The organism is Mycobacterium sp. 134 (genome assembly GCF_048282715.1).
GTDB lineage: Bacteria > Actinomycetota > Actinomycetes > Mycobacteriales > Mycobacteriaceae > Mycobacterium > Mycobacterium septicum.
In genome coordinates, this window is sequence record NZ_JBLVUN010000008.1 from 2,921,297 (window position 1) to 2,940,609 (window position 19,313).

The 19,313-nt window shown below is 67.4% G+C and carries 19 protein-coding genes and 2 pseudogenes; 9 read left to right on the plus strand and 12 right to left on the minus strand.

Features of this window, described 5'->3' with window-relative positions:
* Window positions 1-8 precede the first annotated feature (8 nt).
* Window positions 9-2,288 carry an isocitrate lyase ICL2 gene (aceA, locus tag ACNQVK_RS18730; RefSeq protein ID WP_418030690.1) on the minus strand — a complete coding sequence of 760 codons (2,280 nt, stop codon included), beginning with the start codon at window positions 2,286-2,288 and terminating at the stop codon, window positions 9-11.
* 207 nt (window positions 2,289-2,495) lie between these two features.
* On the opposite strand from aceA, the gene ACNQVK_RS18735 reads away from it, so the two are divergent.
* Both ACNQVK_RS18735 and ACNQVK_RS18740 read left to right on the plus strand, forming a co-directional pair.
* Window positions 2,496-2,657: a hypothetical protein gene (locus tag ACNQVK_RS18735; RefSeq protein ID WP_418030691.1), complete on the plus strand. Its 162-nt coding sequence runs from the start codon at window positions 2,496-2,498 to the stop codon at window positions 2,655-2,657.
* Window positions 2,658-2,719: 62 nt separating this feature from the next.
* Window positions 2,720-3,124 (plus strand): DUF4267 domain-containing protein, encoded by a 405-nt coding sequence (locus tag ACNQVK_RS18740; RefSeq protein WP_418030692.1) that lies wholly within the window; start codon window positions 2,720-2,722, stop codon window positions 3,122-3,124.
* Here ACNQVK_RS18740 and ACNQVK_RS18745 read toward each other — a convergent pair.
* Window positions 3,121-4,422 (minus strand): spinster family MFS transporter, encoded by a 1,302-nt coding sequence (locus ACNQVK_RS18745; RefSeq protein WP_418030693.1) that lies wholly within the window; start codon window positions 4,420-4,422, stop codon window positions 3,121-3,123. The two genes, ACNQVK_RS18740 and ACNQVK_RS18745, sit on opposite strands and share 4 nt — an antisense overlap.
* The gene (locus ACNQVK_RS18750) at window positions 4,415-5,269 is read right to left on the minus strand and encodes an SDR family oxidoreductase (protein ID WP_418034215.1); all 855 of its coding nucleotides are present in this window, start codon (window positions 5,267-5,269) and stop codon (window positions 4,415-4,417) included. The genes ACNQVK_RS18745 and ACNQVK_RS18750 overlap by 8 nt, the downstream gene beginning before the upstream one ends.
* Window positions 5,270-5,329: 60 nt before the next feature.
* Between ACNQVK_RS18750 and ACNQVK_RS18755 the strand changes: the two are divergent.
* Window positions 5,330-5,776, plus strand: a pseudogene (locus ACNQVK_RS18755) (SDR family NAD(P)-dependent oxidoreductase); the annotation flags it as partial.
* Window positions 5,777-5,790: 14 nt separating this feature from the next.
* Here the strand turns inward: ACNQVK_RS18755 and ACNQVK_RS18760 are convergent.
* Complete coding sequence (locus ACNQVK_RS18760) at window positions 5,791-6,675, minus strand: IS3 family transposase (RefSeq protein WP_082901982.1); 885 nt, start codon at window positions 6,673-6,675, stop codon at window positions 5,791-5,793.
* 5 nt (window positions 6,676-6,680) lie between these two features.
* Window positions 6,681-6,971 (minus strand): transposase, encoded by a 291-nt coding sequence (locus ACNQVK_RS18765; protein ID WP_047040760.1) that lies wholly within the window; start codon window positions 6,969-6,971, stop codon window positions 6,681-6,683.
* 47 nt (window positions 6,972-7,018) lie between these two features.
* On the opposite strand from ACNQVK_RS18765, the pseudogene ACNQVK_RS18770 reads away from it, so the two are divergent.
* The 3 genes and pseudogenes from ACNQVK_RS18770 to ACNQVK_RS18780 form a co-directional block, all read left to right on the plus strand.
* Window positions 7,019-7,405, plus strand: a pseudogene (locus ACNQVK_RS18770) (short-chain dehydrogenase); the annotation flags it as partial.
* Window positions 7,402-7,905: a nuclear transport factor 2 family protein gene (locus ACNQVK_RS18775; protein WP_418030694.1), complete on the plus strand. Its 504-nt coding sequence runs from the start codon at window positions 7,402-7,404 to the stop codon at window positions 7,903-7,905. The pseudogene ACNQVK_RS18770 and the gene ACNQVK_RS18775, both read left to right, overlap by 4 nt.
* Window positions 7,906-8,025: 120 nt before the next feature.
* Complete coding sequence (locus ACNQVK_RS18780; RefSeq protein WP_418030695.1) at window positions 8,026-9,117, plus strand: hypothetical protein; 1,092 nt, start codon at window positions 8,026-8,028, stop codon at window positions 9,115-9,117.
* Window positions 9,118-9,126: 9 nt separating this feature from the next.
* Here the strand turns inward: ACNQVK_RS18780 and ACNQVK_RS18785 are convergent, their stop codons facing one another.
* The 5 genes from ACNQVK_RS18785 to ACNQVK_RS18805 form a co-directional block, all read right to left on the minus strand.
* A complete protein-coding gene (locus tag ACNQVK_RS18785) occupies window positions 9,127-10,131 on the minus strand; it encodes a hypothetical protein (protein ID WP_418030696.1) in 1,005 nt (334 codons plus the stop codon).
* Window positions 10,128-11,459 carry a Dyp-type peroxidase gene (locus ACNQVK_RS18790; RefSeq protein ID WP_418030697.1) on the minus strand — a complete coding sequence of 444 codons (1,332 nt, stop codon included), beginning with the start codon at window positions 11,457-11,459 and terminating at the stop codon, window positions 10,128-10,130. Before ACNQVK_RS18790 ends, ACNQVK_RS18785 begins: the two co-directional genes overlap by 4 nt.
* Before the next feature lie 6 nt (window positions 11,460-11,465).
* On the minus strand, window positions 11,466-12,026 hold the full coding sequence (locus ACNQVK_RS18795; protein WP_418030698.1) for a hypothetical protein: 561 nt from the start codon (window positions 12,024-12,026) through the stop codon (window positions 11,466-11,468).
* Between the two features lie 354 nt (window positions 12,027-12,380).
* Complete coding sequence (locus tag ACNQVK_RS18800) at window positions 12,381-13,898, minus strand: AMP-binding protein (RefSeq protein WP_418030699.1); 1,518 nt, start codon at window positions 13,896-13,898, stop codon at window positions 12,381-12,383.
* On the minus strand, window positions 13,895-14,488 hold the full coding sequence (locus tag ACNQVK_RS18805) for a TetR/AcrR family transcriptional regulator (RefSeq protein WP_418030700.1): 594 nt from the start codon (window positions 14,486-14,488) through the stop codon (window positions 13,895-13,897). The genes ACNQVK_RS18800 and ACNQVK_RS18805 overlap by 4 nt, the downstream gene beginning before the upstream one ends.
* An 86-nt stretch (window positions 14,489-14,574) precedes the next feature.
* Here ACNQVK_RS18805 and ACNQVK_RS18810 point away from each other — a divergent pair, with 86 nt between their 5' ends.
* Genes ACNQVK_RS18810 through ACNQVK_RS18820 form a run of 3 tightly spaced genes read left to right on the plus strand, consistent with a single transcriptional unit; the run spans window position 14,575 to window position 17,056 of the window.
* The gene (locus ACNQVK_RS18810; protein ID WP_418030701.1) at window positions 14,575-15,411 is read left to right on the plus strand and encodes a mycofactocin-coupled SDR family oxidoreductase; all 837 of its coding nucleotides are present in this window, start codon (window positions 14,575-14,577) and stop codon (window positions 15,409-15,411) included.
* Window positions 15,408-16,592 (plus strand): cytochrome P450, encoded by a 1,185-nt coding sequence (locus ACNQVK_RS18815; protein ID WP_418030702.1) that lies wholly within the window; start codon window positions 15,408-15,410, stop codon window positions 16,590-16,592. Before ACNQVK_RS18810 ends, ACNQVK_RS18815 begins: the two co-directional genes overlap by 4 nt.
* A gap of 5 nt (window positions 16,593-16,597) precedes the next feature.
* Entirely contained in the window at window positions 16,598-17,056 is a 459-nt protein-coding gene (locus ACNQVK_RS18820; protein WP_418030703.1) for an SRPBCC family protein, read from the plus strand.
* Between the two features lie 26 nt (window positions 17,057-17,082).
* Here the strand turns inward: ACNQVK_RS18820 and ACNQVK_RS18825 are convergent, their stop codons facing one another.
* Both ACNQVK_RS18825 and ACNQVK_RS18830 read right to left on the minus strand, forming a co-directional pair.
* A complete protein-coding gene (locus tag ACNQVK_RS18825) occupies window positions 17,083-18,753 on the minus strand; it encodes an acyl-CoA synthetase (protein ID WP_418030704.1) in 1,671 nt (556 codons plus the stop codon).
* A gap of 101 nt (window positions 18,754-18,854) precedes the next feature.
* Complete coding sequence (locus ACNQVK_RS18830; protein WP_044518856.1) at window positions 18,855-19,292, minus strand: hypothetical protein; 438 nt, start codon at window positions 19,290-19,292, stop codon at window positions 18,855-18,857.
* Window positions 19,293-19,313 lie beyond the last annotated feature (21 nt).

Below are 19,313 nucleotides of genomic sequence, written 5' to 3' on the forward strand. Positions count from 1 at the left end.
CGAAACTTCTAGTCTTCCTTGCGGATCAACCGCCCCAGCGCCTCACGATCGGGTGCAAGCAGTTCGTCGATGCGGGCCTGGTTCACATCGGCGACGATGATCTCGCCGACCTCCTGGTAGACATCGCTGAAGATGCCATGCGCCTTCATCTTCTCGGTCTGGTAGACGTTGTCCTCGGTCGGCGTCACGTAGTAGACGATCTCCGGCTTGAACCGGTGGATCAGCCACACATGGATCAGATCCATCAGGCGCTTCTTGCGCAGCTTCTCGGCGAAGGTGTTCTGGTCGCGCACCGTCAGGATGTTGCGGCCGTGCCGGTCCTTGATGGGGTCGACGACGACGTTGGCCAGCGGCTCCTCACCGTCGCCGTAGATGCCGAGGTCGAGCACGTCCGACCCGGCGCGGCGCGGCCGAAGCTGCACCCGCAGATTCTCGCCGATCTTGTAGTAATCGCCCCACAACGCCAGCCACTCCTCCAGCAGCTTCTTGGGCACCTCGGTCTGCACCAGATGCTGGTGCTGCGTGGAGCCCGCGCCCATCGCCTTGGTGGTGGCGGTGCGGCCCGAAGAGGCGGCCAGCGCGGCGTCGCTGCGCGGCCCGCCCACCAGGGTTTGCGGTGTGCGGTAAGGAGATTCGACCAGCCGCATCTTGCGTTGCAGCCGGGCCAGCGCCAGCATGCCCTCCTGCTGCAGGGACGTCGCGAACTCCTCGCACGCCACGCCGTCGACCTGGTGGCCGCCGTAGGTGATGAAGTTGAAGACGAACCCCATCTTGCCGAGTTCCGCGGGGAAGACCCGCATCTCGTCATCGGTCATCCCGGTGGTGTCCCAGTTGAACGACGGTGACAGGTTGTAGGCGAGCATCTGGTCGGGGAACTCGGCGTGGATGGCATCGGCGAACTGCTTGGCATCGGCCAGGTCGGCGGTCTTGGTCTCCATCCACAGGATGTCGGCGAACGGTGCGGCCGCCAGCGACTTCGCGATCGCATACGGGATGCCGCCGCGCACCTGGTAGTAGCCCTCGGGGGTCTTGACCCGCTCGCAGTCCCACGCCACGTCGGCGCCCAGCTCGTGCGCCTTCTCCTGCGCCGTGTACAGCGATGCCCGGGCAGCGAAGGCGCGCCAGTCGGCGGCACTCATCGCGGCGGGCTCGCCCTCACGTTCGCGGAATTCCAGAAGCTCGGCAACCGCCTCACCGTAGGTGTTCAGACCGGCGTCGGCCTGCCACGCCTCGACGAATGCCGACTCGACCTTGTCGAACATCGTGTCCACCGAATCGCCGGCCACATGTGCCTTGACGGCCTCGGCGATGGTGCCGGTGAGGCCCTCGCGTTCCAGCCAGGCCTCGGCCGTCGCGTACTCGCCGGCGGGCAGCGCGTACAGCAGATGGCCGTTGAGTTCGGTGACACCGAGGTCGTAGAACCGGCGCACCATCGCCAGGAAACACGACTTGTACGTCGGCACCGAAAGGTTCGTCGCGCCCAGCAGGAATGGTTGATCACGCTCATCGGCCCGGCTGTCGATCAGGTTCGCGGCCTCGGCGTCGGTGCGCGCGACGATGATGCCGGGCACCCGCATGATGTCCAACTGGAATCTCGCGGTGTTGAGCCGTTTGATCTGCTCATCCGAGGGCACCAACACCTTGCCGCCCTGGTGGCCGCATTTCTTGGTGCCGGGACGCTGATCCTCGATGTGATAACCCGGCACCCCGGACTCGACGAAGCGGCGGATCAGGTTGCGCACATGCGGATCGCCACCGTGACCGGTGTCGGCGTCGGCGATGATGAAAGGCCGGTAGTCGACCGCCGGGGTGGCCGCGCGCTGTTCAGCGGTCATCCGCAGCCGCAGATACTGCTGGTTGCGGTCGGCGGTCAGCAGCGCCCGCACCAGCCCGGCCGCCTCGTCGGGCACCTGGCTCAGCGGGTAGCTGGCCAGGTCAGGCCCGGGATCCTCACTGATGGATCCCTTGGCCGAGGTGGCCCATCCACCCAGATAGATCCCTCGGATCCCCATCCGTTTCATCACGACCGCCTGCCCCGGCGAATACGGCCCGAAGGTGGTGATGCTCAGCTTCTGGGCGAACAGATCGCGAAGATAGGGAAAGAACGCCGTGGCGGCCTCACGGGCCACCGGATAATCCGACGGGATCGTGCCACGCTGCTCGGCGACCTGACGCGCCGAGTACAGCCGGGTGATGCCGGCGAACCGAGGACTGTCGATGTAGGCCTGGGTGGCCTCGACATCCTCCCGGAACGGTGATGTCTCTGCGTTGGCTTCGATGGTGGCCATGGGTTTGCTCCTCTTCGAGCTCGGCTCCCTCGATTATCGCGGCGGAGACGATTCGAGGGACCGGTTGCGGAAAAATCGTCACCGTGATCGGCGGTGCCCGCGTCTGGGCATCTTCGAAAAGCTCTGTATTCCAGACAGTTTGACAAGCGGTTTCGCCGACTTGGCCAAGCCGCGGCCGCTGCCTCGATTCGCACCTACGATCGGGGTATGGCGAAGCTGACCAAGAAGGTGAAATCGCTGTTCAGTAGGCGTCGGCCGGTCACGCGCGAAGATGCCGCGGAGATTGCCGACTGGCTCAACGAGGGCGGTGCGCTGCATCCCGACGGACCGCCGACGGTCATCGATCCGAAGAAGAACAAGAAGGCCTGACGCCGGACCGGATTCGCAGATAACGGTTCTGTGGCCTCCGCCCGGACCCTAGGCTGCACGCCATGTCGATCGACCGGGCCGCGCTGGCCGCCGGTGCCATCCGATTCGCGTCGGGCGTCTCGTTTCTCGTCGACCCGAAGCGGGCCGACCGGTTGTGGGGCGGACGGGAAACACCAGACGCCAGCGCGCAGCTGATGTGGCGGTCGATGGGCTATCGCGATGCGCTGATCGGCGGCCTGCTGCTGGCGGCGGGACTGCGGGGCAGGGACACCCGCGGTTGGTTCCTGGCCTCCGGCGGGGCTGATGCCGCCGACCTGCTCGGCGGGATGGCGGTACACGACCAGCTGCCACGGTCGCAGCAGGTCGTCGGCCTCGGGGGAGCCGTTGTCGGCATCGCGGTGGGACTGTGGGGCGCCACCCGCCGTCGGGAGCGCGCGGCAGGCCCGGCCACCGGCCAGGCGAGCTAGGAATCTGCCTCGACGATGTCGCCGCGGTACCAGCGCGTGCCCATCAGATAGCAACCCATGGCCACCAGCTGCAGCGTCGGCACCAGGATCAGCAGCGCCCGGCCCAGCGCGTGTGCGCCGAGATCAGGGGTCAGCGTGTCACTGATCAGGCCGGTGACGAACGGGCCGACAGCCCCCAAGGTGGCATTGAAGAACAAGAAGATCGCCGACGCGGTCGCCCGTTGCCCGGGCAGCACCAGACGCTGGATGGCCGCGATCGACGGGGCCATGTACGACGTGCCGATGATGTAGCTCAGCGCCAGGAACCACACGCATGCCACGCGACTCTCCACCGTGAACGCCAGCACCGAGGCCGGCAGCAGCAGGGCCGTGGTCAGCACCACGATCCACAGCAGCCAGCGCGGATCGCGCGCGGCCAGCCGGTCCGCCAGCCGGCCCACGATCAGCAGCCCCAGGACTCCGGCCACCCCGGTGGCCAGGCCGTACTCCCACCCGACCTCGCTGAGCGTCATCGACCGGGTCCGCATCAGGAAGGCCGGGGTGAACGTGGTCAGCGAGTACCCGGCGGCCGCGATGAACGCGGTGCCGCAGACGAGTGACAGGAAGCTGCGTTTGCGCAGCAGTGCCCACCACTTGACCTGCGTGCCCGGTTCCGTGGGCGCCGTCACCGGCAGTGACTGGCGTACCCCGACCAACAGCAGCACCAGTGGTGCGAACACCACGCTGATCGCACCCATCACCACGAAAGCCGTTCGCCAGCCGAGGTTGTCGGCCAACAGCCCGCCGCCGATCAGGCTGGCGCCGCTGGCAAGGGGGATGGCGAAGGTGAGGACCGCCAGCGGTGCCGCGCGACGCTGCGGGGCGAAGTTGCGGGCCACGTACGCGTGCGCGGCCGGGGTGCTGCCGGCCTCACCCACCGCGACGCCCACCCTGGTGAGGGCGAGCTGAAATCCGGACTGCACGGCGCCACCGAGCATGGTCATGGTGCCCCACAGCGTCAGGCAGGCCGCGACCACCGCGCCATACGTTCCCCGGTCGGCGATTCGAGCCACCGCGATGCCGAGCACCGCGTACACGATGAGGAAGCCGAAACCGTTGATCACCCCGATCGCGGTGTCCGACAGGGCGAGGTCGTGTTTGATGGGCTCGGCCAGCACCGCCGGCAGGAACCGGTCGACGTAGTTGAGGGTCCCGACCAGGGTCAGCAGTGCGACCGCCGCCCACGCCCGGCGCGGCCCGTGCCCGTCGGCGGCTGCGGGCGGCACGGTGGTCAGCGGCGCCTGGCCGGTCTCACCCATGCCGGACGCCGCGCGCGAACCGCCACAGGTACTGCGGCAGCCGCCGTAGCGGCACGGACTTCGGCCAGTCCCGCGGACGGAAGAAGGCGTCGGAGCCTCCGTCGACGAACACCACACTGCCGCAGAGGAAATCGGCCGAGTCCGACAGCATGAAGCAGATCCAGTCGGCCAGATGGCCGGCATCTCCGTAGCCGCCGATCGGTACCGGGAAGGACCGTACGGCGCGGCCCTCGCGCGGATCGGCGAGTTGGGCCTCGAGCAACGGCGTCAGGATCGCCCCGGGGGCCAGTGCGTTGAGCCGGATCCCGGCACCGGCCCACGCCGCGGTGACCGCGTTGATCCGCAGCCATCGGCTGACCGCGATCTTGGAGGCCGCGTACATGATGGCCGACCCGTTGCGGCCCAGCAGCCGCAACGAGCGCACCGCCTTGTCAGTGTCACGCGCCAACAGCGCCCGAATGGTCCGGCGCGGAACGACCGGTACGGTTGTTGTCGAATTGCTCGCGATCACAACGACTTTGGCTCGATCTGCGGCGGCCAGTGCCGGGCGCAAGGCATCCAGGAGCTCCACCACGCCGAGGAAGTTGACCTCGGCGATCAACCGGTTCCGGTCAGCGCCGGGCCCGGGCCCCAGCCCGGCGGCCAGCACGGCCCCGTCGAGCACCCCGTCGCACGCTGCCAACACGCCATCGGCCGCGGCCCGGCGCCCGTGCGGGGTGGACAGATCGGCCACCACCTCGCCGGACTTTACGTCCACGCCGATCACGGTGTGCCCGAGGTCTCGCAGCCGTTCTGCGGCCTGCAGTCCCATGCCGGATGCGGACCCGGTAACCGTGTATGTGCCGATGATCGCCTCCTTGCGGCCCGATCGTGGGCCGGTCCGGCGGCCAAAGATAGCATCCGAGACATGACCGACCTTGCCAAATACGGGCCGTGGGCCCTCATCGCCGGAGGCTCCGAGGGGGTCGGTGCGGAGTTCGCCCGGATGCTCGCCGAAGACGGGTTCAACCTGGTCCTGCTGGCGCGTAAGGCCGGTCCGCTGGAGGTCACCGCGCAGCGCTGCCGGGACCTGGGTGTGCAGGTGCGCACTGTCGCGGTGGATCTGGTGGACGATGCGTCGACCGCGCAGATCGCCGAGGCGACCGCCGACCTGGAGATCGGCCTGCTGATCTACAACGCCGGGGCCAACACCTGCAGCGAACGCTTCCTGGATGCGCCGCTGGCCGATTTCCAGAATGTCGTCGACCTCAACATCACCAGGATGATGGAGCTCGTCCAGCACTTCGGCAGGCCGATGGCCGCACGCGGCCGGGGCGGCATCCTTGAGGTGTGTCAAGGATGTGAGACAGTCGGGTAGTTTCTTTTCGGTCAGGCAGCAGCGGGAAGCGGCTGGTTTCTGGTTGTGAAGTTGGCCATTGCTGTCGCGGGCGGCAGACCCTCGTTGTTGGTGTGAGGGCGCCAGCGGTTGTAGAACACTTCGATGTAGCGCATGGTCGCCCGTCTGGCGTCCTGGCGGGTGGTGAAGCTGTGGTGATGGTAGAACTCGTTTTTCAGGGATGAGAACAGCGATTCTGCGACTGCATTGTCCCAGCACACCCCGGTGGCGCCCATGGATTGGCGGATCTTGTTTCCTGCGCACCAGGCGCCCATTTCCCGGGAGGTGTACTGCGTTCCGTGGTCGCTGTGAAAAATGGCGTTGGGGCTCAGGTGGCCGCTGTCCCTGGCCATCGTCAGGGCTCCGGTAACCAACGAGGCGCGCATGTGCTCAGCCATGGCCCAGCCGACGACCATGCGGGTGCACAGGTCAATGACAGTGGCCAAATACAGCCACCCTTCGCCGGTGCGCAGGTAGGTAATATCGCCCACCAGACGCGTTCCAGGGGCTTCTGCAGTGAAGTCCCGGCCGATGAGGTCCTCGAAGACTTTATCCGGATCCGAGGCGATCGTGGTGCGCTTGAACGCTCTCATCCGCTTTGCCGCCCACCCGTTTTCGGCCATGATCCCCGCGACAGTGCCCACCGAAACCTCGATGCCGGCGGCGGCAAGTTTCGCATGGACCATGCGGTGCCCGAAGATCCCGTCGGAGGAATCGAAGACGGTCTTCACCTGATCCGTCAGTTCCCGGCGGCGCAGCGCAGTCGGGGTGTCGCCGGCGTCCAGCCGCCGGTAATACGTCGCCCGTGGGAGACCAAGCTGGCGGCACATCCAGGCCACCGGGAAGTCGGCGTTCTTCTCCTGAACAACTCGGTACAAGTCCTCTACCGTTGTTCTTTGGCGAAGAACGCCGAAACTTTTTTCAGGAAATCGTTCTCCCTCTCCAGCTCACGCATCCGTGCTTCCAACGCCTTGTATTTCGCAGGATCCACCGGATCATCCGGTTTCCCCCCACCGCCTGGTTGCCCCTCACGGGACACCCGCACCCAGCGTTTCAACGCGGTGACGGAAATGCCGAGCTCCGGAGCGACAGAAGCCGGCGAACGGCCAGATGAAACCACGAGCTCAACGGCATCAGCCTTGAACTCATCGGAATAGGTAGGTCGAGCAGACATGAGCACAATCCTTTCAAACTGTGTCTCACATCAGTAGTACACCTCACCTGCTGGTGGGTTCACTGGCGGGCTATGCCGGGTCGATGCGGCACACCGTCTACGGCGGGGTGAAGGCCTACGGCCGGCTGTTCGCGGAGAGCCTGTGGCTGGAGTTGCGCGAATACGACGTCGACGTGCTGGAGCTGGTGCTCGGCGTGACCCGTACCCCGGCGATGGAACGCGCCGGCCTGAACTTCGAGGCACCGGGAATGCGGATCAACGATCCGGCCGACGTCGCGCGGGAGGGGTTGGACCACCTCGGTGCGGGACCGGTTCACGTGGCAGGCGGCAACGCCAAACGCGCCGAGATGAACAGTGCGCCGGACCGGGCGCAGGTGGTGCTCAAGTCCGACGCCGCGATCCGCAACCTGATCAATCAGCGGGCGCCGCAATGACATCCGAACTGGCTGCGCTCGAGGCGCGGCTGCGCCGACTCGAGGACGAACGCGACATCGCTCGGTTGATCGCGTCCTACGGCCCGCTGGTGGACACCGCCGACGCCGACGGGACCGCTGCGCTGTGGGCGACCGACGGTCGGTATGAGGTCGAGGGCTGGGCGATGGCAGGCCGGGCAGACGTCCACGCGATGGTCAGCTCGACATCCCACCGCGCCCTGGTGGCCAAGGGATGCAGTCACTTTCTCGGCCCCGCCGTGGTGACTGTCGACGGCGACGCCGCGGTTTCCGTGTGTGAGTCCCTGGTGCTCGTCCGCCGCGAGACCCCCGACGACCGGTCTGGCGAGTATGTGGTGTGGCGGGCAGCGGCCAATCGCTTCGAACTGGCCCGAATAGACGGGCACTGGCAGATCACCCGGCGGTCCAGCCGCCTGCTCAACGGCGACCCGGCAGCACACCGGTTGCTGATCGCCGGTGTGGCCGGAGAGCCCGCGACCTGACCCAGATGAATTCTCGGTGCCCAGGCGGTTACCGATCTCTCCTCCGAGATGCCGATGCAGGCCGGGCGACTTAGGCTCGTCGCGGTCGGGTGTCAGCCGAGGGGAATCGAGGTCGCAGGGGTGAAGACAGTGCTGGGGCTGTCGGTGACTTCGCACGGCATCGCCTGGGCGCTGGTCGACGGCGGCTCGGCGGATGTCACCGTGCTCGATGACGACGCCTTCGATGTCGAAGTCGCCGATCAGCTGGCCGCCCGGGCCGCTGCCGCTGCCCGCAGCGCCCGGACCATCGCCGCCTCCAGCGGTCAGGATGTCGCTTCGGTCGGTGTGACCTGGCACGGGCTCGACTCCGACGGTGTGGATGACCAGCTGGCCGAACTCATCGACCGTCTTGCCGCTGTGGGATTCGACGATGTGCGTGTGGTTGCCGAGCAGACCGGCGCCGACGACCTCGACCAGGACGAAGCGCAGGTGCGCGACGCGCAGGCTGCCGCGCGGGCTGTCGCGACCAACGCGGTCGCCGCGACGGCCAAACTGCCCCGCTACCGCCCGCCCGCCCCGTGCAAGCACCGAGCCGCACGCGTGGTGGCCGCCGCCGCGGCGACGGTTGCGGCGGGCATGCTGACGGTCGGCTCACAGTTCACCGCACCCGCACCGATCCCGGCCGGCGACGAGGGGGACGTCACCGCGGCGGCCCCGGCTCCGCGGCTGGTCACCGTCGCCGCGCCCCGATTCGCGGAACGCGCGGTGACGACGCTGCCCGCCGAGGAGCCCGTCCAGGCGCAGGTCGCCGAGCGGGCCGAACGGGCACTGATCGCGGAACCGGTGGAACCGGTCGTGGCCGCACACGTCACGCCCACCGAGCCCGTTGCTCCCGTGCAACTCGCCCAGCCGGTATCCGTGGTGCAAACCGCTGTGCCCCAAGCGGTTCCAGTCGTTCAGATGGCTGTTCCGGCGCAGGCGCCGGTCGCGTCGAACCTGCCGGCGCAGCAGTCGGCCGGAGTCCCCGCCGCGCATCTGCCGGTTGTCCAGCCGCAATCGCCTGTCGCCGAGGCCCACATCGCGGCCGATCCGTCGCCGGGCCCCGCGTCGGCCCCCGTTCCCTTGTCGGCACCCGCCCCGTCACTGGCCCCCGCGCCTCTGCCGGCTACCGCGCCTGCCCCCGTACCTCCACCTGATCCGATCAGCGGATGGCTGCTCGCCGCGATGCCGTAGCGCGGGAGGTCAACCCATGGTCGCCAGGTTGTTCCAGAAGTGCCTGAGACTGTCCGTGCCGCCGAACAACGTCGTGAAATTGGTGGAATCGACCAGGACGATGTCGCCGGCCCGGCCGGACGTCGGGGGCATCCAGATCAGCGCGTTGAACTCGGCGTTGCCCGCCTCGGTGAACGGATGCGGCCGGTTGGGGTCGACGAGCTGGCGCCCCAGCACCCGCAGTGCGTCGCTTTCCGGTGCGGTCAGTTCGTAGTGCGGCAGGTGCGGATGGAAATTGAAGGTGCTGACATCGGCGAGCAAGCCGGGGGAGTCCAGATCGCGTAGTGCCGTCAGCGGCGCGATCTCGGTGGTGCCCTCGACGACGGCCGGACGTAGCCCCCACACGTTGTGAACCGGGACGTCGAGCGCCGCCATCAGCGACCGGGTGTACTGCCCGAAGCGCTGTTGCCGTGGCACCAGCGGATCGCCGTGATGCAGGTACTCGACCTGGCGCCGGGCGAAGTCGTCGGTGTCGCCGACGTCGTGGTGCGGTGCCAGCAGCAGGCAGGTGCCCTCGCGCTCAAGCCAGCGCCGGATCGCCGCGATCTCGGTCGGGTCGGCCTCTTGTTCGGACAGGATGTGGTCGAGGCCGAACACCATCAGGGTGTCGCAGTCATCGAGAACCCGCTCGTCGATCGGTAGCCGGTAGCCGGCTTGATCGATCCGCTGGAACACGGCCACCGGATGCCCGGTGACCTCGCCCGCCAATTCCTGGAAGGCCAGCGTCGAACGGTGGAACAACTCCAGCGTGCCGGCGATGCCTTGCAGGAAGGAGGCGGCATCGTATTCGGGCGTCTCGTATGCCGGCCACAGCACGTTGCGGACCTCGGTCATGGTGGAGAACCGGTTCTCCATGGCCGCCGGATCGCGTTGGGCTTCCCACGGGTAGCTCCAGGTCCAGTAGATGCTGATCCGGCGGCGCCCGTCGTGACGGCGGGGGATGTGTGTCTGGTTGTACGTGCGGGCACCCGTCATGAGACTGCCTCCCTGTCGGCGGTGGCCAGATAGCGCAGTCCCGACATGCCCGGCAGGAAGAAATACGCACCACCGCGGAGTGTGGTGAACGCCGGAATCCCCTTGTGTACCTTACGTATCGGCCGTTTGGGGACGGTGAAGTCCAGGGTTCCGTCCTGCGTGCCGCAAATGGGGTCGTGCTCGTTGCCCAGCTCGTGGAACGTCTTGTCGTTGATCCAGACGTTCTGCGCGAACTCGAACTGACGCACCAGGTCGGCGCAGATGATGAACGCCGCGATACCCCGGTCCGCTCCGTCGTCGGGTGCCTCGTCCGGCAGGGCCGGACCGTAGGTGGCGCCGCGCCGGATCATCCGCCGCCGGTTCATGTAGTGCGCGGTGTCGCGTGGGTTGAGCCGGCGCGCATGCGACCCCAGGGGGCAGGCGTAGCCGAAGGGGTCCATCTCCTTGTAGTTGAAATCGTTGTTGCGCATGGGATCCGCGCCCAGCCCGGGATCGTCGTGGTCGGGTGCCAGCACCAGGGGAGCGCCGCTGCGCCACCGGCCCATGAACTTCGCCGCCAGTAGTTCTTCGGCTTCCGGCGAATCGGACCGCTCACGGATGTAGTCCCGGAACAGCGTGACGTGTTCCTCCAGCCGGCGGTAGGCCATATAGCTGCCGTTGCGCGAAAGTACCTCCGGTTGGGGAAGGTTGGGGACAGATCCGTCCTCGTCGGGATAGCCGAGGATGAACTCGCCGGGCTCCAGCGGGTCGCCCGAACCCGGTGTCGGCTCTTCCCCGGAACCCTTCATCACCGGCTGGGACAACCGGTCACGGAATCCGAAGTGATCGTGTGCGTAGTTGAACGGCGGCGTCGCGTTCAGGTCCAGATAGGACAGGCTGCGCACTCCGGGCGTTCGGTCCAGCAGTTTGTCGTGCTCCTCGATGGAGCGCCGGCACTGCTCGTCGGTGCGCGAGAACAGGATCGCGATCGCATGGAGATCCTCACCGGCAAGTCCGCCCAACCAGTATTCGGGCGCGGCCTCACCGGTGTCCCCGAGGATCGGGGCACGCTGCGCCATGCCGTCCCGAAACGCAGCCGGGAAGCTCGCGAGCGACTCCTCGTCGACACCGAGTGCCCGAAGCCCGGTCCAGGTGAACGCCAGTGTGACCCAGCGGTCGGACTCGTCCATGGTGGACACCGCGTCCGCGGCCGAGGACACTTTGTCCAGGAGTTCGGTGAGCCACGCCCGGCCACCCTCGGGGGTGTCGAAGGTGAGGAACTCGTAGCGCCCGGTGATGGCCGGGGTGCGAGTCAGCAGTATGTGCTGGATCTCGTCGAACTCGAGCACGGCCGGCTACTGCATCTGGTCGAGCATGGCGGAGAAAGCAGACTTCAGGCGCAGGGCCTTTTTGATCTCGTCGGCGGTCACGTACGGGTACTCGCCGTATTCCAGAAAACTCGGCACCTGGTGGGCCCGAACGAACTCGATGAACGCCTGCGGGTTCTCCTTCCAATCCTCCGGGAAACCCTCCAGATTGGTGAAGACCGTGGTGATGCCGGTGGCGCTGAACAACTGCACCGCGTCCTCGGTGTACTTGTCGAAGTCGGTGTCGAAGATGCCCTGGTACTGGAAATGCAGACCCGAGCCGACATCGAACAGTTGCCAACGCAAGTAGTGCAGCCGCAGCGGCGCAAGCACTTCCGGGCTGGCGGCAACGGCTTCCTCGATCTGCTTGCCGTACGCGCGGACCGCCTCTTCGCGGCCTTCTTTCACCTTCGCGATGATGGAAAAGCCGTGGCAGGCAGGGGTTCTCGGGTAGGTAGGACCATACCGGCCCTCTTTGAGTTCGAAGTAACCCTCCGGTGGGATGGCCATCGCCGCCGGCTTGCTCCAGTCAGGTTCGGTGGCAGTCATTTTGGAACCCCCTATGCGGTCTTGGCGGGGCTGAACGGTAGCACCACAATACGTCCGGCGACACGACGTCGATTGACGGGCGAGAAAATTTGCCTGCGCGTTTCCCGGAAAACTCAGAAATCCCGTGTGCCGGGCGTATCGTCCGCTGTGTCGAGGCCGTCTGAGGGGTTGGCCGCGGCCGTCCTTGAGGCCGATTCCTCAGGGATGAGGTGATGGCGACGGCAGGATCGAGGAGACTGTGTTCGCCGTGGCCGCGGCTGCCACGGCATGGAGGCGGGCGCCTGCCGTGTCGCCGGCGGCGCCAACGGGGTACTGGTACCGGTGTGACGAACGGGGCCGGATGAGACCCGACCTCTACGCGTCCTCGGTGCCGGCCAGAACCGCGGCGCGAGCGAAGGCGCGAACCCGGTCCTTCGCGACCTTCCCGTTGCCGGTCAGCGGTAGCGCCTCGGTGAACAGCACCACCCGCGGTCGCTTGAACCCCGCGATCTCCGTGCGGACGTGGTCGACGAGTTCCTCGGCGGTCGGCCGGCGTCCCGGCACCGGGACCACCACCGCACATACCGCCTCGCCCCAGTAGTCATCGGGTACCGCGACCACGGCCACCTGATCCACCGCTGGGTGGCCGGACAGAACGTCCTCCACTTCCCGGGAGGACACGTTCTCGCCGCCGGTGACGATGATGTCCTTGAGCCGGTCGACGACGAACAGCCGGCCGTCGGGGTCGGTGCGGCCCATGTCGCCGGTGTGCAGCCAACCGTGCTCGGTAGTGACACCGTCTGGCCAGTAGCCGGGTGTCACCTGGGCGCCGCGCACCACGATCTCACCGATCTGCCCGGATGGCAGCAGGTCCCCGGACGGTGCGGCGATTGCGATCTCGACGTCCCGGTGCGGATAGCCGGCACTGGTGAGCAGCTCGGGTTGGTCCGCCGCCCCGGCCCGGTGATCGTCGGGGCCGAGAAATGTGATGTTCCCGCCGGTTTCGGTCATCCCGTACCCCTGGTGGAAGTCCACGCCGAGCATCTCGATCGCGCGGCGCAGCAGATCCAGCGGCATCGCGGCCGATCCGTAGGCGATCGCCGTGAGGCTGGGCAGGCCGGTCCCGGTGCGGTTCAGATGGCCGAGCAGCGAGTGCAGCATCGTCGGTGCCAGCGAACACGAGGTCACTCCGTGCCTGCGGACGAGCTGGGCGAAACCCTCCGGGCGGAACTGTGCGCACAGGACGACCGTGGCGGCCACCGCATGCTGGACCAGCATGTTGTATCCGGCGATGTGGCACATCGGGAACGGCAGCAGGTACACCCCGCCGGGCGGCACGGAGCGGCCCTCGACCGAGCCCCAGACCGCCGTGAGGATCGAACGATGGCTGTGCACAACAGCTTTCGGAACGCCGGTGGACCCACTGGTGAACAGCAGCCAGGCCGGATCGTCCGAGTTCGTGCCATCAGGGCAGGGGAGATCGGCCGCGGCGGCGGTCCGCCACTGCGCGTCTTCGAACGCGATTGCCTGCTCGACGGGAGCTCCGGAGCCGGCCAGGGCCGACAGATATCGCTCGTCGCCGAGCAACAGGGAGGGTGCGGCGGTGGACAACTGCGCGGCCTGCTCGGTCGGGCTGAGACGCTGGTTGATCAGCGTCAGCACGCGTCCACTGCGCGGCACGGCGTAGTACAGCTGCGCGTAGGAGGCGCTGTTGTCGGCGACCACGGCCACCCGGTCACCCGGAGCGGTCCGGCCGGTCACCCAGCCTGCGACACCACGGATCTGGCGGTCGAATTCCGCGAAGGTGGCGGTGGTGCCGTCGTCGGCCACCACGGCCCGGCGCTGAGGCGCACCGGCGGCCGCCGCCGAGATCAACTCATGCAGAAGGGTCATGCCGGGCCACCCGGGGGGAGTTCGAACCGGTCCAGATATCGCCGCACGAAATCCTGCGCCTGGGTATGGCCGCGGCTGATGCCCAGGCCCTGTTCGAGCACCAGGATGCGCGCCAGGCTCGCCACGATCATCGACATCACCACGGGTGGGAACTCGTCGGTGTCGACGCCGTGTGCCTGCAGCGCCGCGGCCATCGCGGACTCCTCGAGGTCACGGAACCGGTCGGCGTAACCGGCGATCTCGCTGCGGATGGCCTTGCGGTGGTTGGCCAGCGCCATGAACTCCATCCACAGCGCCGCGCCTTGCGCGCTGTTGAGTTCCCACAGCGCATGCAGCGGGGAGTCCTCGGCGAAGGCCTCCTGCTGGGTGCTCAGGTTGGTCTCGGCGCCGGCCGCCAGGACCGCGATGAACAGGTCGTCCATGCTGGGGAAGTAGTAGTGCACGAGCGCGGGTTTGACCCCCGCCTGCGCTGCCACCCGCCGCGACGTCGCCGCGGCGTACCCCTCTTCGAGCATGACCTGGGCGGTGGCCCGGATCAGCGCCCTGCGGGTCGTCGATTCGCGTCCGGAAGGGGCCTTTTGCGTACTCATCGCACCCTTGACCACGCGCGGCAGCGGCTGCTAGACATGGCCTGAGTGTAATTATTGGGCGATCGCCCAAAGTCGGAAGGTGGGCGATGACTGGACGGGTCGACGGCAAGGTCGCATTGATCACCGGGGCGGCACGCGGGCAGGGGCGCAGCCATGCCGTGCGGCTGGCCGCCGAGGGCGCCGACATCATCGCCGTGGACATCTGCGCGACCTTCGACCGGTCACCGGCCTCGGGAGCGACGGCCGAGGATCTCGCCGAGACCGCCGATCTGGTCAAGAACCTCGGGCGGCGAATCGTCACCGCCGAGGTCGACGTGCGCGATTTCACCGCACTCAGGGCAGCGGTCGACAGCGGCGTCGAACAGCTGGGCCGGCTCGACATCATCGCGGCCAACGCGGGTATCGGCACCACCGGGGTGAAGCTGGACCGGATGGACGAGGACCTCTGGCAGGAGATGATCGACGTCAACCTCAGTGGGGTGTGGAAGACGGTGAAAGCCGGTGTGCCCCATATGCTCGCGGGCGGACGCGGCGGCTCGATCATCCTGACCAGCTCGGTGGCAGGGTCGAAGGCCTACCCGTTCACGGGGCACTACGTCGCGGCCAAGCACGGCGTGGTCGGCCTGATGCGCAGCTTCGCGGTCGAATTGGGCCAGCATTCGATCCGGGTGAATTCCGTGCACCCGACCCACGTCAACAGCCCGATGCTGATGAACGAGAAGACCTATCGGATGTTCCGGCCGGACCTGGAGAATCCGGGACCGGACGATCTGGCGCCGATCTGCCAGACCTTCCACATGCTTCCCATCCCGTGGGTCACACCCGAGGACATCAGCAATGCGGTCCTGTTCCTGGCGTCCGACGAAGCCCGTTACATCACCGGGGTCACGTTGCCCGTCGACGCCGGCAGCTGCCTGAAATGACCGTCTATTACGACCCGTACGACGTCGGCATCGTCGCCGATCCGTATCCGGTGTACACCCGCCTGCGCGACGAGGCGCCGATCTACTACAACGAGCGCTACGACTTCTGGGCGTTGTCCCGGCACGCCGATGTCGAAAAGGCGCTGTCGGACTGGGAGACCTTCTCCAACAGCCGCAGCGACATCCTCGAACTGGTCAAGTCCGACTTCGACATGCCGCCAGGTGTGATGATGTTCGAGGACCCGCCCATGCACACCCTGCTGCGCGGGCTGATGTCGCGGGTGTTCACCCCGCGGCGCATGGCCGAGATCGAGGATCAGATCCGGCAGTTCTGTGTGCGCTGCCTGGACCCGCTGGTCGGCTCGGACGGGTTCGACATCATCGCCGAACTGGCGTCGATGATGCCGATGCGGGTGATCGGAATGCTGCTCGGCATACCGGAATCCGAGCAGATCGGGGTTCGTGACGCCAACGACGCCAATTTGCGCACCAAGCCCGGCGCGCCGATGAAGGTCGTGCAGGCCGACCGTATCGCCGACGGCCGGATCTACGCCGACTACGTTGAGTGGCGGGCCAACAACCCGTCCGACGACCTGATGACGGCCCTGCTCAACGTCGAGTTCACCGACGAGTTCGGAGTCACCCGCAAGCTTGAGCGCAAAGAAGTCCTGCACTACACGCAGGTGGTGGCCGGGGCGGGCAACGAGACCACCGGCCGGCTCATCGGCTGGCTGGCGAAAGTGCTCGCCGAACACCCCGACCAGCGTCGCGAGGTCGCCGATGATCGCTCACTGCTGACCCGCGCGGTCGATGAGACGCTCCGCTTCGAACCCACCGGACCGCACGTGGCACGTTGGGTGGCAAGGGATTTCGAGTACAACGGCACAACAGTACCCGTCGGCAGTGCGGTACTGCTGCTGTTCGGTGCCGCCAATCGCGACCCGCGTCGCTACCGCAACCCCGATACCTTCGACATCCACCGCGACAACATCAGTCACCTGACCTTCGGCAAGGGGCTGCACTACTGCCTGGGTGCCAACCTGGCCCGGCTGGAGGGCCGCGTCGCACTCGATGAGCTGCTCAACCGCTTCCCCGAGTGGGAGATCGACTACGACAGCGCGCAACTCGCGCCGACTTCGACGGTTCGGGGCTGGGAGCAACTGCGGCTTGTGGTGAACTGAGCACCGTGAACATCTGGATCGGACAGGCCCGGCGCAGCGTCAGCGGTGAGGTGCCCGCACCACCGGAGAAGGTGCGGGAGTTCTACGTCGACCTGGACAACATCTCGCAGGTGCACCCGCTCGTGCAATGGGTACGCAGCACATCCCGGGTGGACCTGGCCGACGGGTATCGGCAGGACTATCAGGTGCGCGATCGAATCCCGTTGGGGCCGTTCGCACTTCCGATCACCTACCGGGCCCGGCTCATCGTTCCCACCGCGGGTCCGGTGACCGCGCAGGCCCGGCAGTTCCCGCGGGTGAGGCTGGACAGCCGGGTGGACTTCGCGGCCACGGGGACCGGAACCCGGATCACCGAGGAGCTGACCATCGCCGCGCCCAGGCCGTTGCTGGCGATCACCGTGGAGCAGGCGGTTGCCGCCCACGCCACGATGCTGGCGGCCATCGGAAAGCTGTTCGCGGCCTGAGCGGTTCGCGAAAGCGGCTCCTCGGACTACGAGGTGGCGACCGCCTCGGCGTGCTCGGTGGCCACCGTCTTCGCCCAGCGGTAGTCGGCCTTGCCTGCGGGGGAGCGCACGATCTGCGGGGACCGGACGAATGCCTTCGGGATCTTGTAGCGCGCGATCGCGCGTTCACACACCGTCGCGAGTTCCTCGTCGGTGGCCGAGGCGCCCTCGGCGAACTGCACGACCGCGACCACCTCGTTACCCCAACGCTCCGACGGGCGGCCGACCACGACCACGTCGTAGACGGCGGGGTGCGCGGCGATGGCCCGCTCGACCTCCTCGACGAAGATCTTCTCCCCGCCGGAGTTGATGGTGACCGAATCGCGCCCCAGCAGCTGGATCCGCCCGTCGCCCAACACGTTTGCCCGGTCGCCAGGAACCGCCCAGCGGACTCCGTCGATGGTGGGGAAGGTCCGTGCGGTCTTGGCCTCGTCGCCCAGATAACCCAGCGGGATCAGGTCGCGTCGGGCCAGCCAGCCGCCGCCCTCGCCGGGGCCGAGCACCCGGGACATGTCCTCGGCCACCACGGCGGTGTCGGACTGGGCGCTGAAGGTGGCGGCCTCGGACTCGGTCCCCGCGGTGGAAGCGGTGCTCATCTGGGTGCCCGACTCCGAAGAACCCACGGCGTCGAGCAACATCAGGTGCGGCAGCGCGGCCAGGATGCGCTCACGCACGGTCGGTGACAGCGGCGCACCACCGTTGGTGATCGTGAACAGGCCGGACAGGTCGTAGTCGCCCTTCTCGATCTCGTCGATCAGCGGCCGGGCGATCGCGTCGCCGACCACCGGGATGCTCAGCACGCGTTCGCGTGCGGCCAGGGCCAGCACGTTGTCGGGGCGCATCTTCACCACATCGTCGGGAATGACGAGCTTTCCGCCCATGGTGATGGCGTTGTAGGCGGCCCACTGCGCGGCGCCGTGCATGAACGGCGGGATCATCAGCAACGACAATCCGCCGCCCGCGGTGGCGGCCCGCTCGGCGAGTTCCTCGTACGACGCGATGAAGGTGTCGCTGCCGAACGGCCGGCCGCCCATCGACGACAGGAAGATGTCGTGCTGGCGCCACAGCACGCCCTTGGGCATGCCGGTGGTGCCGCCGGTGTAGAGGATGTACAGGTCGTCGCCGGATGGAGTCGGCATCCCCGCCTGCGGCGCAGGGGTTTTCAGGATCGCCTCGTAATCGACGGCACCCGGCAGCAGTTCGTTGCCGGACTCGTCGGCGACCTGGATCAGCACTTGCAGGTTGGGCAGCTGGTCGCGGATCGCGGCAACCCGGGGAGCGAACTCGGCGTTGAAGATCACGGCCCGCGCGTTCGAATCCCTCAGCAGGTAGAGGAGTTCCTCCTCGACGTAGCGGTAGCTGACGTTGAACGGTGCCACCCGGGCGCGGTAGCTGCCGATCATCGACTCGAGGTACTCGTTGCCGTTGCGCAGGTAGATGCCGAGGTGGTCCTGACCCGATTCGTGCCCGGACAACCCGTCGCGCTCGGTATGCGTGCCGAGACCGGCGGCGACCAGGTAGTGGGCGAAGCCGTCGACGCGCGCGTCGAACTCGGCGTAACTGAACCGGCGATCACGCCACACCAGGAAGGTCTGGTCGGGGACGGCTTTGGCCACCGTGGAGAACACTGTGGACAGGTCGAACTTGACGTCGCTCATGGCACTCCTGGTCACGGATTCGGGCCCCACGACCATACATGCACAGCCCAGCTGTATGGCCGGGGGGATGTGACCCGCGCCTCAGGCCGGCAAGGGGCCCGTCAGACCGGGAAGAAGCCGTCTCCGGTCAGAATGCCCGGCTGCCAGCCCTGCGGTCCGAGGCACAGCATCGGCCGGCCGTCAGGCGACTGAGCGGCCTCTTGCGGCCCCGGGCACGGCGACCCGATCTCCTGCACGCCGTTCAACGGGTAGGCGTAGGTCCAGAAGCCCGTGTACACCGGCGGCCACTGGTTGGGAATCCACTTGCACTGCATGGCGGTGCCGCCCGGGCCGCGGCCGAACACGTTGCGTTCCCAGCTGTAGCAGGGCGCGCCGTTGGACGCCTCGTAGCTCATTCCAGGGACATCGGTGGGGTAGCGGCCCGGATTGTCGGGATACATGTTGCTGCCGTCGTCGGCCATGGCACCCGGCGCTGCCGAGATCGCTGTTGCCAGTGCCGCCGCGGCGACCGCCGTCGTGGCGAAGAGTTCGCGAATCATGTTCCACCCTCAGCATTGCCG